The organism is Escherichia sp. MOD1-EC5990, assembly GCF_002965285.1.
In the GTDB taxonomy this organism is placed as follows: Bacteria; Pseudomonadota; Gammaproteobacteria; order Enterobacterales; family Enterobacteriaceae; genus Escherichia; species Escherichia coli_F.
In genome coordinates, this window is record NZ_PTRV01000024.1 from 1 (window position 1) to 16,081 (window position 16,081).

Below are 16,081 nucleotides of genomic sequence, written 5' to 3' on the forward strand. Positions count from 1 at the left end.
GTTCTCAGCTGAAAACCACTAACGATAACGTGGCGACTAACACCACCAATATCACTAACCTGACTGATACGGTGACTAACCTCGGTGAAGACGCCCTGAAATGGGACGATGCCGCAGGCGCATTCACCGCTGCACACGGCACCAACGCCACCAACAAAATCACTAACGTCACCGCTGGCGAACTCTCTGACACCAGCACCGACGCCGTTAACGGTTCTCAGCTGAAAACCACTAACGATAACGTGGCGACTAACACCACCAATATCACTAACCTGACTGATACGGTGACTAACCTCGGTGAAGACGCCCTGAAATGGGACGATGCCGCAGGCGCATTCACCGCTGCACACGGCACCAACGCCACCAACAAAATCAGCAACGTACAAGCTGGCATAGTCTCCTCTGACAGCACTGACGCCATAAATGGCTCACAACTTTACGGTTTGGCTGATTCATTCACGTCCTATCTGGGTGGTGGTGCTGATATTAGCGATACAGGTGTATTAACCGGGCCAACCTATAGTATTGGCGGCACTGACTACACTAACGTCGGGGATGCTCTGGCTGCGATTAACACTTCATTTAGTGATTCTCTCGGTGATGCTCTGCTCTGGGATACAACCGCAGGCAAATTCAGCGCCAAACACGGCATTAATAATGATCCCAGTGTAATCACTGATATTGCAAACGGTGCAGTCTCGTCCACCAGTAGTGACGCTATTAACGGTTCACAGCTTTATGGCGTTAGTGACTACATTGCCGATGCTCTGGGCGGGAACGCTGTGGTGAATGCGGATGGCAGTATCACCGCACCGACTTATGCCATCGCTGGCGGCAGTTACAGCAACGTTGGTGACGCACTGGAAGCGATCGATACCACGCTGGATGACGCCCTGCTCTGGGATGCAACAGCCAATGACGGTGCTGGTGCATTCAGCGCCGGTCGTGGGGTAGATAACACTGCCAGTAAGATTACTAACGTCGCAAATGGTGCAATCTCTGCCACCAGCAGCGACGCGATTAACGGCTCACAACTCTATACCACTAACAAATATATCGCTGATGCTCTGGGCGGTGATGCAGAAGTTAACGCTGACGGTACTATCACTGCGCCGACTTACACCATTGCGAATGCCGAGTACAACAATGTCGGTGACGCTCTGGATGCGCTTGATGAGAACGCGCTGCTGTGGGATGCGACCGCCAATAACGGCGAAGGGGCTTACAACGCCAGTCATGACGGCAAGGCCAGCATTATCACAAACGTTGCTGATGGTAACATTGGTGAAGGTAGCACCGATGCTATCAACGGTTCTCAGCTGTTTAACACCAATATGCTGATCCAGCAGAACAGCGAAGTCATCAATCAGCTTGCCGGTAACACTAGCGAAACCTACATCGAAGAAAACGGTGCGGGCATTAACTATGTGCGTACCAATGACACTGGTTTAACCTTCACCGATGCCAGCGCAGCAGGCATTGGCTCTACTGCTGTGGGTTATAACTCTGTTGCCAAAGGCGATAGCAGCGTGGCCATCGGTCAGGGCAGCAGCAGCATCGTTGATACGAGTATTGCGTTGGGTAGCAGTTCCGTTTCCAGCCGTGTAATAGTTAAAGGTTCTCGTGACACCAGCGTGTCGGAAGAAGGTGTTGTGATTGGTTATGACACAACTGACGGTGAACTGCTTGGCGCATTGTCGATCGGTGACGATGGTAAATATCGTCAAATCATCAATGTTGCCGATGGTTCTGAAGCCCATGATGCCGTTACGGTTCGCCAGTTGCAGAATGCGATTGGTGCAGTAGCCACCACGCCGACCAAATACTATCACGCCAATTCAACGGCTGAAGACTCACTGGCAGTCGGTGAAGACTCGCTGGCAATGGGCGCAAAAACCATCGTTAATGGTAATGCAGGTATTGGTATCGGCCTGAACACTTTAGTTCTGGCAGATGCGATTAACGGTATTGCTATCGGTAGCAACGCGCGTGCAAACCATGCAAACAGCATTGCAATGGGTAATGGTTCTCAAACTACCCGTGGCGCACAAACTGGCTACACCGCCTACAACATGGATGCACCGCAGAACTCTGTGGGTGAATTCTCCGTAGGTAGCGAAGACGGTCAACGTCAGATCACCAACGTCGCGGCTGGTTCGGCTGATACCGATGCGGTCAACGTGGGTCAATTGAAAGTAACGGATGCGCAGGTTTCCCAGAATACCCAGAGCATTACTAACCTGAACAATCAGGTGACGAATCTGGATACTCGCGTGACCAATATCGAGAACGGTATTGGCGATATCGTAACCACAGGTAGCACCAAGTACTTCAAGACCAACACCGATGGCGTAGATGCTAACGCCCAGGGTAAAGACAGTGTGGCGATTGGTTCTGGATCCATTGCTGCCGCTGACAACAGCGTCGCTCTGGGTACAGGCTCCGTGGCCAACGAAGAAAACACAATCTCTGTGGGTTCTTCTACCAACCAGCGCCGTATCACCAACGTTGCTGCCGGTGTTAATGCCACTGATGCGGTTAACGTTTCGCAACTGAAGTCTTCCGAAGCAGGTGGCGTTCGCTACGACACCAAAGCTGATGGCTCTATCGACTACAGCAACATCACTCTCGGTGGCGGCAATGGCGGTACGACTCGCATCAGCAACGTTTCTGCGGGCGTGAACAACAACGACGCAGTGAACTATGCACAGTTGAAGCAAAGTGTGCAGGAAACGAAGCAATACACCGATCAGCGCATGGTTGAGATGGATAACAAACTGTCCAAAACCGAAAGCAAGTTGAGCGGTGGTATCGCTTCCGCAATGGCAATGACCGGTCTGCCGCAGGCTTACACGCCGGGAGCCAGCATGGCCTCTATTGGTGGTGGTACTTACAACGGCGAATCGGCTGTTGCTTTAGGTGTGTCGATGGTGAGCGCCAATGGTCGTTGGGTCTACAAATTACAAGGTAGTACCAATAGCCAGGGTGAATACTCCGCCGCACTCGGTGCCGGTATTCAGTGGTAATGATCCATTAATGAATGGGTAAACGCCAAATTGCGTGATGCGCTACGCTTATCAGACCTACGGGATGATTCAGCACATTCCTGTAGGCCGGATAAGGCGTTCACGCCGGATCCGGCAAGATAAGACGCACCAGATCAACAATCTGAGGGCAATTCCCTGATGGGAATTGCCCTTTTCTTTACAGACACCTTCCTCACTCCAAATTGGCCCTACCAATTCTTCGCTTATCTGACCTCTGGTTCACAGTTCCCCAATTAAAGCTCACATCAATGTTGCTAATATATAACATTTGGTTAACTATTCATTGTCATTATCCCTACACAACACAATTGGCAGTGCCACTTTTACACAACGTGTGACACGGAGATGAGCAACAGACTCATCACGCGGCGTGTGTGGACTGCAGGAGACCTGCAATGAATCTCTGGCAACAAAACTATGATCCCGCCGGGAATATCTGGCTTTCCAGCCTGATAGCATCGCTTCCCATTCTGTTTTTCTTCTTTGCGCTGATTAAGCTCAAACTGAAAGGATACGTCGCCGCCTCCTGGACGGTGGCAATCGCCCTTGCCGTGGCTTTGCTGTTCTATAAAATGCCGGTCGCTAACGCGCTGGCCTCGGTGATTTATGGCTTCTTCTACGGTTTGTGGCCCATCGCGTGGATCATTATTGCAGCGGTGTTCGTCTATAAGATCTCGGTGAAAACCGGGCAGTTTGACATCATCCGCTCGTCTATTCTTTCGATAACCCCTGACCAGCGCCTGCAAATGCTGATCGTCGGTTTCTGTTTCGGCGCTTTCCTTGAAGGAGCCGCAGGCTTTGGCGCACCGGTAGCAATTACCGCCGCATTGCTGGTCGGTCTGGGCTTTAAACCACTGTACGCCGCCGGACTGTGCCTGATTGTTAACACCGCGCCAGTGGCATTTGGCGCGATGGGTATTCCGATTCTGGTCGCCGGGCAGGTAACAGGCATCGACAGCTTTGAGATTGGTCAGATGGTGGGGCGTCAGCTGCCGTTTATGACCATTATCGTGCTGTTCTGGATCATGGCGATTATGGACGGTTGGCGCGGTATCAAAGAAACCTGGCCTGCGGTCGTGGTTGCAGGTGGTTCGTTTGCCATTGCTCAATACCTCAGCTCTAACTTCATTGGGCCGGAACTGCCAGACATTATCTCTTCGCTGGTATCGCTGCTCTGCCTGACACTGTTCCTCAAACGCTGGCAGCCGGTGCGCGTATTCCGTTTTGGTGATTTGGGAGCGTCACAGGTTGATATGACGCTGGCCCACACCGGTTACACCGCGGGTCAGGTATTACGTGCCTGGACACCGTTCCTGTTCCTGACCGCTACCGTAACACTGTGGAGTATCCCGCCGTTTAAAGCCCTGTTCGCATCGGGTGGCGCGCTGTATGAGTGGGTGATCAATATTCCGGTGCCGTACCTCGATAAACTGGTTGCCCGTATGCCACCAGTGGTCAGCGAAGCGACAGCGTATGCCGCCGTGTTTAAGTTCGACTGGTTCTCTGCCACCGGTACCGCCATTCTGTTTGCTGCCCTGCTCTCGATTGTCTGGCTGAAGATGAAACCATCTGACGCTATCAGCACCTTCGGCAGCACGCTAAAAGAACTGGCTCTGCCTATCTACTCCATCGGTATGGTGCTGGCATTCGCCTTTATTTCGAACTATTCCGGACTGTCATCAACACTGGCGCTGGCACTGGCGCATACCGGCCATGCATTCACCTTCTTCTCGCCGTTCCTCGGCTGGCTTGGGGTATTCCTGACCGGGTCGGATACGTCATCTAATGCTTTGTTTGCCGCTTTGCAGGCTACCGCCGCACAACAAATTGGCGTTTCTGACCTGTTGCTGGTTGCTGCCAACACCACCGGTGGTGTCACCGGCAAAATGATCTCTCCGCAATCTATCGCTATCGCCTGTGCGGCGGTAGGACTGGTGGGCAAAGAGTCTGATTTGTTCCGCTTTACTGTCAAACACAGCCTGATCTTCACCTGTATGGTGGGCGTGATCACCACGCTTCAGGCCTATGTCTTAACGTGGATGATTCCTTAATGATTGTTTTACCCAGACGCCTGTCAGACGAGGTTGCCGATCGTGTGCGGGCGCTGATCGATGAAAAAAACCTGGAGGCGGGCATGAAATTGCCCGCTGAACGTCAACTGGCAATGCAACTCGGTGTGTCGCGAAATTCACTGCGCGAGGCGCTGGCGAAACTGGTGAGCGAAGGTGTGCTGCTCAGTCGACGCGGCGGCGGGACGTTTATTCGCTGGCGTCATGACACATGGTCGGAGCAAAACATCGTCCAGCCGTTGAAAACGCTGATGGCCGATGATCCGGATTACAGTTTCGATATTCTGGAAGCTCGCTACGCCATAGAAGCCAGCACCGCGTGGCATGCAGCAATGCGCGCCACGCCTGGCGAAAAAGAGAAAATTCAGCTTTGCTTTGAAGCAACACTCAGCGAAGACCCGGATCTCGCCTCACAAGCGGACGTTCGTTTTCATCTGGCGATTGCCGAAGCCTCACATAACATTGTGCTGCTGCAAACCATGCGTGGTTTCTTCGATGTCCTGCAATCCTCAGTGAAGCATAGCCGTCAGCGGATGTATCTGGTGCCCCCGGTTTTTTCACAACTGACCGAACAACATCAGGCTGTCATTGACGCCATTTTTGCCGGTGATGCTGACGGGGCGCGTAAAGCAATGATGGCGCACCTTAGCTTTGTTCACACCACCATGAAACGATTCGATGAAGATCAAGCTCGCCATGCACGCATTACCCGCCTGCCTGGTGACCATAATGAGAATTCGAGGGAGAAAAACGCATGATTATTTCCGCAGCCAGCGATTATCGCGCCGCAGCACAACGCATTCTGCCGCCATTCCTGTTCCACTATATGGATGGGGGGGCATATTCTGAATACACCCTGCGCCGCAACGTGGAAGATTTGTCAGAGGTGGCGCTGCGCCAGCGAATTCTGAAAAACATGTCCGACTTAAGCCTGGAAACGACGCTGTTTAATGAGAAATTGTCGATGCCGGTGGCGCTAGGTCCGGTAGGTTTGTGTGGCATGTATGCGCGACGCGGCGAAGTTCAGGCCGCAAAAGCAGCGGATGCACATGGCATTCCGTTTACTCTCTCGACCGTTTCTGTTTGCCCAATTGAAGAAGTCGCCCCCGCCATCAAGCGTCCGATGTGGTTCCAGTTATATGTGCTGCGCGATCGCGGCTTTATGCGTAACGCGCTGGAGCGTGCAAAAGCGGCAGGCTGTTCAACTCTGGTCTTCACTGTGGATATGCCAACGCCTGGTGCGCGTTACCGTGATGCGCACTCTGGAATGAGCGGCCCGAACGCGGCAATGCGCCGCTACTTGCAGGCGGTAACGCATCCGCAATGGGCGTGGGATGTGGGCCTGAATGGTCGTCCGCATGATCTCGGTAATATCTCGGCTTATCTCGGCAAACCGACCGGACTGGAAGATTACATCGGCTGGCTAGGGAATAACTTCGATCCTTCTATCTCATGGAAAGACCTTGAGTGGATCCGCGATTTCTGGGATGGCCCGATGGTGATCAAAGGGATCCTCGACCCAGAAGATGCGCGTGATGCGGTACGTTTTGGCGCAGATGGCATTGTGGTTTCTAACCACGGTGGCCGCCAGCTGGACGGTGTACTCTCTTCTGCCCGTGCGTTGCCTGCTATTGCAGATGCGGTGAAAGGTGATATCGCCATTCTGGCAGATAGCGGCATTCGTAACGGGCTTGATGTCGTGCGTATGATTGCACTCGGTGCCGATACTGTACTACTGGGTCGTGCTTTCCTGTATGCGCTGGCAACGGCGGGCCAAGCGGGCGTGGCAAATCTGCTGAATCTGATCGAAAAAGAGATGAAAGTGGCAATGACACTGACTGGCGCAAAATCGATCAGTGAAATTACGCAAGATTCGCTGGTGCAGGGGCTGGGTAAAGAGTTGCCTGCGGCGCTGGCTCCGATGGCGAAAGGGAATGCCGCATAGTCGTTTCCCCCTCGCCCCTCCGGGGAGAGGGCCGGGGTGAGGGGAAAAGGCCGCACCACTTCTCAATTTTCTGCTATCCTGCCCCCGCACTAAGGGGGCAGTATGCTAAACATCGTACTTTACGAACCAGAAATTCCGCCAAATACTGGCAACATCATCCGTCTTTGCGCTAATACCGGCTTTCGTCTGCATATCATCGAACCGATGGGATTTGCCTGGGACGACAAGCGCCTGCGCCGCGCAGGACTGGACTACCACGAATTTACCGCCGTTACGCGTCATCATAACTATGCTGCGTTCCTGGAAGCAGAAAATCCCCAGCGTCTGTTTGCCCTCACCACGAAAGGCACACCCGCACACAGCGCCGTAAGTTATCAGGATGGCGACTATCTGATGTTTGGCCCGGAAACACGCGGCCTGCCCGCGAGCATTCTCGATGCCCTGCCCGCTGAACAAAAAATTCGCATTCCAATGGTGCCGGACAGCCGCAGCATGAACCTGTCCAATGCGGTGTCGGTCGTGGTGTATGAAGCCTGGCGACAGCTGGGGTATCCGGGAGCGGTGTTGAGAGATTAGTTACTGTATGCCGGATAGATGATTACATCGCATCCGGCACAATCACAGGACGTCAGATCCCATCCCCATATTCAAACGTATGGTTAATGCCGTTGAAATGCTGATCCATATCCATTGATGGCTTATCGCTGTCTGGTTTACCGACAATGCGTGCCGGAACGCCAGCGGCGGTGGTATGTGGCGGTACCGGTTGCAGCACCACGGAACCTGCGCCAATCTTCGCACCGCGACCAACTTCAATATTACCGAGAATTTTCGCACCTGCGCCAATCATCACGCCTTCACGAATTTTCGGGTGACGGTCGCCGCCAGATTTTCCCGTACCGCCAAGGGTAACGGATTGCAGAATCGACACGTCATTTTCAATCACCGCAGTTTCACCCACCACAATGCCCGTCGCGTGGTCGAGCATGATACCGCGACCAATTTTTGCCGCCGGATGAATATCCACCTGGAACGTCACAGAAACCTGGTTTTGCAGAAAAATAGCCAGTGCGCGACGGCCCTGATTCCACAGCCAGTGACCTATGCGATAGGCCTGCAAGGCATGAAAACCTTTCAGATATAACAATGGGGTTGAGTATTTATCGACTGCCGGGTCGCGGGTACGCACTGCCTGAATATCACAGGCCGCAGAAGCGATCATTTCCGGGTCGGCGGCGTAGGCTTCTTCCACCACTTCACGGATAGCAATGGCAGGCATAATTGGCGATGACAGCTTGTTCGCCAACATGTAACTCAGTGCACTGCCCAGGTTTTCGTGCTTGAGTAGCGTCGCGTGGTAAAAACTGGCCAGCATTGGCTCACAGTCCGCCAGCGTTCTGGCTTCAGCTTTAATATTGTTCCAGACAATTTCCAGTTCTTCACACGACATTGCTTACTCCACACGATGAGATAATGACCGGCCCGTTCTGCGCGGGCCGGGTCATAGCGGTAACAAAGGTTCCCTGGGTTTAGTGGCTGCTGCGCTCGTCCTTGCGTGCACGACCTAATAACGTCAATGCTGCCTCGCGCGCGTTTTTTCCGCAATATAATACTTGATAAATTTCCTCGGTTATTGGCATTTCAACGCCGAAGCGATGCGCCAGTTCGCGGACTTCTTTCGTATTGCGGTAGCCTTCCACCACCTGACCAATTTTCTCCTGCGCGCTTTGTACATCCATGCCCTGACCGAGCATCATGCCAAAACGGCGGTTACGCGACTGGTTGTCGGTACAGGTAAGTACCAGATCACCCAGCCCCGCCATGCCCATAAAGGTGGCAGGATCGGCCCCCAGCGCCGCGCCAAGACGCGACATTTCAGCCAGACCTCGGGTGATCAGCGCCGTACGCGCATTCGCACCAAAACCGATACCGTCGGACATCCCCGCGCCAATGGCAATGACGTTTTTCACCGCGCCGCCAAGTTGCACGCCAATGAAATCCGGGTTGCTGTAAACGCGGAAACTTTTACCACAGTGCAGCAACTGCTGAAGATCATCAGCAAAGGTTTGGTCGGTAGAGGCCAACGAAATAGCCGTCGGTAAACCTGCCGCCAGTTCTTTCGCAAACGTTGGGCCAGAGATAACCGCCAGCGGAATTTGATCGCCTAACGCCTCACGCGCCACGTCCTGTAACAAACGTCCGGTTTCCGCTTCCAGACCTTTGGTCGCCCACACCAGACGCGCATCAGGGCGCATCAGCGGTTTAATCTGGCGCAGCACTTCACCAAAGACATGGCTTGGCACGACGACAAGAATATTACGGCTGGCTGCCAGTGCGGTAGCGAGATCGCTTTCAAGATGGAGCGTATCGGGAAAAGGCACATCGGGGAGAAACGCGGCGTTACAGCGGTCGCGTTCAAGCGTCGCGATATGTTCAGGGTCATGGCCCCAGAGAACAACCTCGTGGCCATTTCTTGCCAGGGTGATGGCAAGAGCAGTGCCGTACGAGCCGGCACCGATCACAGTCATTGAAGCATTACGTTGGTTCATCAGGCATCCTGATGTTCTTCAGTACCTTCGCCAGCCTGCTGCTGCAAATAGTTCATGAACAGCGCATCGAAGTTAACCGGCGCAAGGTTCAGTTGCGGGAATGTACCGCGGGATACCATGCTGGTGATGCACTCACGAGCATACGGGAACAGAATGTTCGGGCAGTACGCGCCCAGGCAATGTGCCATCTGGGTGCCTTCGATACCCGCGATGGAGAAAATACCGCCCTGCTGAACTTCGCACAGGAACGCAGTTTCTTCGCCCAGGGATGCCGTTACGGTAACACGCAGTACCACTTCGTAAACGTCATCTGCCAGTTGAGAAGATGCCGTATCCAGATCAAGTTTAACTTCTGGCTGCCAATCTTTCTGGAAAACGTGCGGCGCATTCGGCGCTTCGAAAGAGATATCCTTGGTATAAATACGTTGGATCTGGAAAGTCATTTCAGTGTTGTTTTGTTCTGACATGTGTCGAAAACCCTTAAGTGTTGTCCTTAAATACTGCGCAATGTAATGCCAACGTTCACACGTTATTTCAGCAGGGGATCCAGTCCACCACGTGCATCCAATGCATACAAGTCATCACAGCCGCCAATGTGCTGTGCGTCAATAAAAATCTGGGGAACCGTGGTGCGACCGCTGCGTTTGATCATCTCTTCACGCTTAGCGGCGTTGCCATCGATCGGCAACTCCTGAAAACTCACACCCTTGCTGCTCAGCAGTGCTTTCGCACGATGGCAATACGGGCAGGTTTCTTTGGTATAGATTTCAACATTGGCCATAAATTAGCTCCTGTTTTTTTACCCTGAAATTTCATGTTGCAGGGCGGCAGCAAAATGGAGTGTCCCCAGAAGCTTATAACAATAAGTCTCAGGGGGCCTAATTGCAGCTAACGGCCTGCATCATGAAAGACGACAGGTAAATTATTTGCCGCGCACCAGGGGCAAGTTCTCGCCAGCCCAGCCAGCTACGCCCTCTTTCAGCACGAATACTTGCGCAAAACCTGCTTTCGTCAGCGCGTTTGCAGGCTCCTGGCACTGCATGCCAGAACCGTCTACCACGATAACCGGCTTGTCTTTGTGCTTCTCAAGCTCACCAACATTATTGGCTTTGATTTCGCTCGGCAACAGATTGATAGAACCTGCGATATGGCCTTTACGGAAGTCATCACGCTGACGTAAATCCACAACCACAGCGTCTTCTTTGTTGATCAGACGTGTAGCTTCACCACGAGTAATCACCTTCACTTTCGAGGTCAGGCTCTTAAACGTAGTCACAAGAACCGCCACCAGTAACGCGATCCAGGCGATACTCAGTATGGGATGACGGCCAACAAATTGCATAATTTCTTGCATGGGGGGTAACAACTCCCGACGTAGTGATTAAAAAAACCAGGAAAGGAGTATACCTGCGCGGTGCGGCAAATACAGCCAGCGCGTTAACTGGAATGCAATTTTGCGGGGCGCTACGAAAAAAAAGCGTAAATCTGGCATCGGCTTGCCGCGAGCGGTCGTATATTTTGATCTTCAGAGGCTATTTTATCGATTCAGCTGTAGTAAAATTACGCAAATTTTGACTCTTGAGTATGAGGTTGTCGCAATGTCGGTTTCTAAAAAACCTATGGTACTGGTGATTCTGGATGGCTATGGCTATCGCGAAGAACAGCAGGATAACGCCATTTTTAGTGCTAAAACCCCGGTAATGGATGCACTGTGGGCCAATCGTCCGCATACCCTGATCGACGCTTCCGGTCTGGAAGTCGGTCTGCCTGACCGTCAAATGGGTAACTCCGAAGTAGGCCACGTTAACCTGGGTGCCGGCCGCATCGTGTATCAGGACCTGACTCGTCTGGACGTTGAAATCAAAGATCGCGCTTTCTTCGCTAATCCGGTGCTGACTGGTGCGGTAGATAAAGCGAAAAATGCGGGCAAAGCAGTACACATTATGGGTCTGCTGTCCGCAGGTGGTGTACACAGCCACGAAGATCACATCATGGCGATGGTAGAACTGGCAGCGGAACGCGGCGCAGAAAAAATCTACCTGCACGCATTCCTTGACGGTCGCGACACCCCGCCGCGCAGTGCTGAATCCTCGCTGAAAAAATTCGAAGAGAAATTTGCCGCGCTGGGCAAAGGCCGCGTAGCGTCCATCATTGGTCGTTACTACGCCATGGACCGCGACAATCGTTGGGATCGCGTTGAAAAAGCGTATGACCTGCTGACGCTGGCGCAGGGCGAATTCCAGGCCGACACCGCTGTTGCCGGTTTGCAGGCTGCTTATGCTCGCGACGAAAACGACGAATTCGTGAAAGCGACCGTTATCCGTGCTGAAGGCCAGCCAGACGCGGCAATGGAAGACGGCGACGCGCTGATTTTCATGAACTTCCGTGCTGACCGCGCGCGTGAAATCACTCGTGCTTTCGTGAACGCTGATTTCGACGGCTTCGCGCGTAAGAAAGTAGTTAACATCGATTTCGTGATGCTGACCGAATATGCTGCTGACATCAAAACTGCGGTTGCTTACCCGCCAGCTTCTCTGGTTAACACCTTCGGCGAGTGGATGGCGAAAAACGACAAAACTCAGCTGCGTATTTCCGAAACCGAAAAATATGCCCACGTCACTTTCTTCTTCAACGGTGGCGTAGAAGAGTCGTTCAAAGGCGAAGATCGCATTCTGATCAACTCACCGAAAGTCGCTACTTACGACCTGCAACCGGAAATGAGCTCCGCAGAGCTGACCGAAAAACTGGTTGCGGCCATCAAGAGCGGCAAATACGACACTATCATCTGTAACTATCCTAACGGCGACATGGTAGGTCACACCGGGGTGATGGAAGCAGCGGTTAAAGCCGTTGAAGCGCTGGATCACTGCGTGGATGAAGTTGCGAAAGCGGTTGAGTCTGTAGGTGGACAACTGCTGATCACCGCTGACCACGGTAACGCTGAACAGATGCGCGATCCGGCAACGGGTCAGGCGCACACAGCGCACACCAACCTGCCTGTTCCGCTGATTTACGTTGGCGATAAGAACGTGAAAGCGGTTGAAGGCGGCAAACTTTCTGACATCGCGCCGACCATGTTGTCGCTGATGGGTATGGAAATCCCGCAAGAGATGACTGGTAAGCCGCTGTTCATCGTGGAATAATCCCTCCCCATGAGGGGAAAGGCGATTAATACCATGACACGGGCCGTGAAACCGCGCAGGTTTGCAATCAGGCCTATCATCTACGCCAGCGTTCTTAGCGCTGGCGTATTGTTGTGCGCCTTTTCCGCCCACGCGGATGATCGCGACCAACTCAAATCTATTCAGGCCGATATCGCCGCGAAAGAGCGCGCGGTACGCCAAAAGCAACAACAACGCGCAAGCCTGCTCGCACAATTGAAAAAGCAGGAAGAAGCGATCTCTGAAGCCACTCGCAAGCTGCGCGAAACGCAAAACACACTCAATCAACTGAATAAACAGATTGATGAGATGAACGCATCGATTGCCAAACTGGAGCAGCAAAAAGCCGCCCAGGAACGCAGCCTCGCCGCGCAACTGGATGCCGCGTTTCGTCAGGGCGAGCATACCGGTATTCAGCTCATTCTCAGCGGTGAAGAAAGCCAGCGTGGTCAGCGTTTACAGGCTTATTTCGGTTATCTCAACCAGGCGCGACAAGAAACCATTGCTCAGTTGAAACAAACGCGTGAAGAAGTCGCTATGCAACGCGCCGAGCTGGAAGAGAAACAGAGCGAGCAACAAACACTGTTATATGAGCAGCGCGCCCAACAGGCGAAGCTGACCCAGGCGCTGAACGAGCGTAAAAAGACGCTGGCTGGGCTAGAGTCTTCCATCCAGCAAGGTCAACAACAGTTGAGCGAGCTGCGCGCCAACGAATCTCGTCTGCGTAACAGCATTGCCCGTGCGGAAGCGGCAGCGAAAGCGCGTGCTGAACGTGAGGCGCGCGAAGCCCAGGCGGTTCGCGACCGTCAGAAAGAAGCGACGCGCAAAGGCACCACCTACAAACCGACCGAAAGCGAAAAATCGCTGATGTCCCGAACTGGTGGCCTGGGCGCGCCGCGTGGTCAGGCATTCTGGCCGGTTCGCGGGCCGACGCTGCATCGCTATGGTGAACAGCTACAGGGTGAGCTGCGCTGGAAAGGGATGGTGATTGGTGCTTCTGAAGGTACTGAAGTTAAAGCGATTGCCGACGGTCGGGTGATTCTGGCTGACTGGCTGCAAGGCTACGGTCTGATGGTGGTGGTTGAGCATGGTAAAGGCGACATGAGTCTTTACGGCTATAATCAGAGCGCACTGGTGAGCGTTGGTTCGCAGGTTCGCGCGGGCCAGCCAATTGCACTGGTGGGCAGCAGTGGCGGTCAGGGTCGGCCTTCACTCTATTTCGAAATTCGCCGCCAGGGTCAGGCGGTCAATCCACAGCCGTGGTTGGGAAGATAAGTTTTGTTTCCATTTCGTCGTAACGTTCTTGCATTTGCCGCTCTGTTGGCGCTCTCCTCCCCTGTACTTGCTGGCAAACTTGCCATCGTCATTGATGATTTTGGGTATCGCCCGCACAACGAAAACCAGGTGCTGGCGATGCCTTCCGCTATCTCCGTCGCTGTATTACCCGATTCACCGCACGCCAGAGAGATGGCGACCAAAGCGCATAACAGCGGTCACGAAGTGTTGATTCATCTGCCAATGGCACCGTTGAGTAAACAGCCGCTGGAGAAAAATACGCTGCGCCCGGAGATGAGCAGCGACGAAATTGAGCGCATTATTCGTAGTGCGGTCAATAACGTGCCCTATGCCGTGGGGATCAACAACCACATGGGTAGCAAGATGACCTCTAACCTGTTTGGCATGCAGAAAGTGATGCAGGCACTGGCGCGTTACAATCTTTACTTCCTCGACAGCGTAACCATCGGTAATACCCAGGCGATGCGCGCCGCGCAAGGCACTGGCGTGAAGGTTATTAAACGGAAGGTGTTTCTCGACGATTCACAGAACGAAGCAGACATCCGTGTGCAGTTTAATCGTGCAATTGACCTGGCGCGTCGCAACGGTTCGACCATTGCCATTGGGCATCCTCACCCTTCAACGGTACGCGTGTTGCAACAGATGGTTTATAACCTGCCGCCAGACATTACACTGGTGAAAGCCAGCAGCTTGCTGAATGAACCGCAGGTTGATACTTCTACACCGCCGAAAAACGCTGTGCCTGATGCACCGCATAATCCGTTCCGTGGCGTGAAACTGTGTAAACCGAAGAAACCGCTGGAACCGGTTTATGCTAATCGCTTCTTTGAAGTATTAAGCGAAAGCATCAGCCAGAGCACGCTGATCGTTTACTTCCAGCATCAGTGGCAAGGCTGGGGCAAGCAGCCCGAAGCGGCAAAACTTAACGCTAGCGCAAATTAAAGGCGCTACGCGTAATGCGATGGTGCGACCGCGTTTTGTCGCGCCATTGCCATAAGCGGAAAGACCACAGTAACGCCTGATAACCCACCTTTATGCTGCGTACATTGGAAATCAGGCGCTTATACATACCGGAAGTAAATATCTCAGCAATCATCCGTTGGCGGGTAATAATATCTGGCTCTTTACGTACCGCATGGCAAACACGTAATGCTTCGTAAGTTATTTGTTGATGAAATTCCGGGTAAATCACTATTCTGTCTGCGTAATCGCGATTTAACTTTTCCAACAGTCGGGTAATCTTAATATAGTGGCGTTGATAATTAAGGTTTTTATTTCCCTGTCTATTCAATCGGCTCACTGACGTATTATGCAAATAATATTTATATAACGATTGCTCGGTATATCGCACGCGTTGCGCGTTAAACATAAATTCTGTTGTCCAGACAATATCCTGATGATGTAATCCGGCAATAAATTTAATGTTATTTTTAACAATGACATCACGACGATAAACCCCCATCCAGACAACATGAGTCCAACGGCGGGAAGAAAGCCCCATCCGCAACCAATCAGGGCCGGTTAATACGCCGGTTGAGCGAAGGCGATCGCTGGGGATGGATTGCCAGGTTTCTCCCGTTTCACGAAAACACCAGTCAGCGTTGCACTGCGCCACGTCGAGGTCGTCCTCTAACGCCATGGTCATCAGCGTTTCGTACATAGTGGGATAGACCTCATCGTCAGCATCGACAAAAGCGACATATTTACCCGTCGCCGCCTCGATCCCACGATTACGCGCCACCGATGCGCCGGCATTCGCCTGATGCAGCAAACGAACGTGCGGATAGTTTTCCGCGTAATGCTTTGCTATTTCAACAGAATTATCCGTTGAACCATCGTTAATAATAATGATTTCCAGAGCAGTCCAGGTTTGCGCGATTAAAGATTCCATGCAAGTACGGAAATCATCTCCCGCATTATATAACGGGATAATAACACTGAGTTTATTGGTGCTGTTCATCATAAATACCGACGACCTCTGAAGTTATCCTGATGTTTTACAGGCTTTGTATTA

The 16,081-nt window shown here is 52.7% G+C and carries 14 protein-coding genes; 8 read left to right on the plus strand and 6 right to left on the minus strand.

Annotated features, from left to right (window positions below):
* From BEB42_RS21250 to trmL, 5 genes are all read left to right on the plus strand, one after another.
* A partial coding sequence (locus BEB42_RS21250; protein ID WP_172954552.1) for a YadA family autotransporter adhesin occupies window positions 1-3,026 on the plus strand: 3,026 nt, incomplete at its 5' end.
* A gap of 416 nt (window positions 3,027-3,442) precedes the next feature.
* Entirely contained in the window at window positions 3,443-5,098 is a 1,656-nt protein-coding gene (gene lldP / locus BEB42_RS21260) for an L-lactate permease (RefSeq protein WP_001306611.1), read from the plus strand.
* Complete coding sequence (lldR, locus tag BEB42_RS21265) at window positions 5,098-5,874, plus strand: transcriptional regulator LldR (protein ID WP_001353574.1); 777 nt, start codon at window positions 5,098-5,100, stop codon at window positions 5,872-5,874. Before lldP ends, lldR begins: the two co-directional genes overlap by 1 nt.
* On the plus strand, window positions 5,871-7,061 hold the full coding sequence (gene lldD / locus BEB42_RS21270) for a quinone-dependent L-lactate dehydrogenase (protein WP_000586976.1): 1,191 nt from the start codon (window positions 5,871-5,873) through the stop codon (window positions 7,059-7,061). Before lldR ends, lldD begins: the two co-directional genes overlap by 4 nt.
* A 102-nt stretch (window positions 7,062-7,163) precedes the next feature.
* Window positions 7,164-7,637: a tRNA (uridine(34)/cytosine(34)/5-carboxymethylaminomethyluridine(34)-2'-O)-methyltransferase TrmL gene (trmL, locus tag BEB42_RS21275; RefSeq protein ID WP_000932361.1), complete on the plus strand. Its 474-nt coding sequence runs from the start codon at window positions 7,164-7,166 to the stop codon at window positions 7,635-7,637.
* Between the two features lie 52 nt (window positions 7,638-7,689).
* Here the strand turns inward: trmL and cysE are convergent, their stop codons facing one another.
* The 5 genes from cysE to BEB42_RS21300 all read right to left on the minus strand — a co-directional run bounded on the left by cysE (window position 7,690) and on the right by BEB42_RS21300 (window position 10,964).
* On the minus strand, window positions 7,690-8,511 hold the full coding sequence (gene cysE, locus BEB42_RS21280) for a serine O-acetyltransferase (RefSeq protein WP_001277561.1): 822 nt from the start codon (window positions 8,509-8,511) through the stop codon (window positions 7,690-7,692).
* Between the two features lie 79 nt (window positions 8,512-8,590).
* On the minus strand, window positions 8,591-9,610 hold the full coding sequence (gpsA, locus tag BEB42_RS21285) for an NAD(P)H-dependent glycerol-3-phosphate dehydrogenase (RefSeq protein WP_001076194.1): 1,020 nt from the start codon (window positions 9,608-9,610) through the stop codon (window positions 8,591-8,593).
* A complete protein-coding gene (gene secB, locus BEB42_RS21290) occupies window positions 9,610-10,077 on the minus strand; it encodes a protein-export chaperone SecB (protein ID WP_000003377.1) in 468 nt (155 codons plus the stop codon). Before secB ends, gpsA begins: the two co-directional genes overlap by 1 nt.
* A 62-nt stretch (window positions 10,078-10,139) precedes the next feature.
* Window positions 10,140-10,391, minus strand: a complete 252-nt coding sequence (gene grxC, locus BEB42_RS21295; protein ID WP_000024392.1) for a glutaredoxin 3 — start codon at window positions 10,389-10,391, stop codon at window positions 10,140-10,142.
* 141 nt (window positions 10,392-10,532) lie between these two features.
* A complete protein-coding gene (locus BEB42_RS21300) occupies window positions 10,533-10,964 on the minus strand; it encodes a rhodanese-like domain-containing protein (protein WP_001156181.1) in 432 nt (143 codons plus the stop codon).
* A gap of 244 nt (window positions 10,965-11,208) precedes the next feature.
* Here BEB42_RS21300 and gpmM point away from each other — a divergent pair, with 244 nt between their 5' ends.
* From gpmM to BEB42_RS21320, 3 genes are read left to right on the plus strand one after another with little or no spacing between them, the layout of a single operon-like run.
* Window positions 11,209-12,753, plus strand: a complete 1,545-nt coding sequence (gene gpmM, locus BEB42_RS21310; RefSeq protein ID WP_001353573.1) for a 2,3-bisphosphoglycerate-independent phosphoglycerate mutase — start codon at window positions 11,209-11,211, stop codon at window positions 12,751-12,753.
* Between the two features lie 33 nt (window positions 12,754-12,786).
* On the plus strand, window positions 12,787-14,046 hold the full coding sequence (gene envC, locus BEB42_RS21315; protein ID WP_236942410.1) for a murein hydrolase activator EnvC: 1,260 nt from the start codon (window positions 12,787-12,789) through the stop codon (window positions 14,044-14,046).
* A gap of 3 nt (window positions 14,047-14,049) precedes the next feature.
* Window positions 14,050-15,009, plus strand: a complete 960-nt coding sequence (locus BEB42_RS21320; protein ID WP_000483841.1) for a divergent polysaccharide deacetylase family protein — start codon at window positions 14,050-14,052, stop codon at window positions 15,007-15,009.
* On the opposite strand, the gene waaH is transcribed toward BEB42_RS21320, so the two are convergent.
* On the minus strand, window positions 14,996-16,030 hold the full coding sequence (gene waaH, locus BEB42_RS21325; protein ID WP_000982073.1) for a UDP-glucuronate:LPS(HepIII) glycosyltransferase: 1,035 nt from the start codon (window positions 16,028-16,030) through the stop codon (window positions 14,996-14,998). The two genes, BEB42_RS21320 and waaH, sit on opposite strands and share 14 nt — an antisense overlap.
* Between the last annotated feature and the right edge of the window lie 51 nt (window positions 16,031-16,081).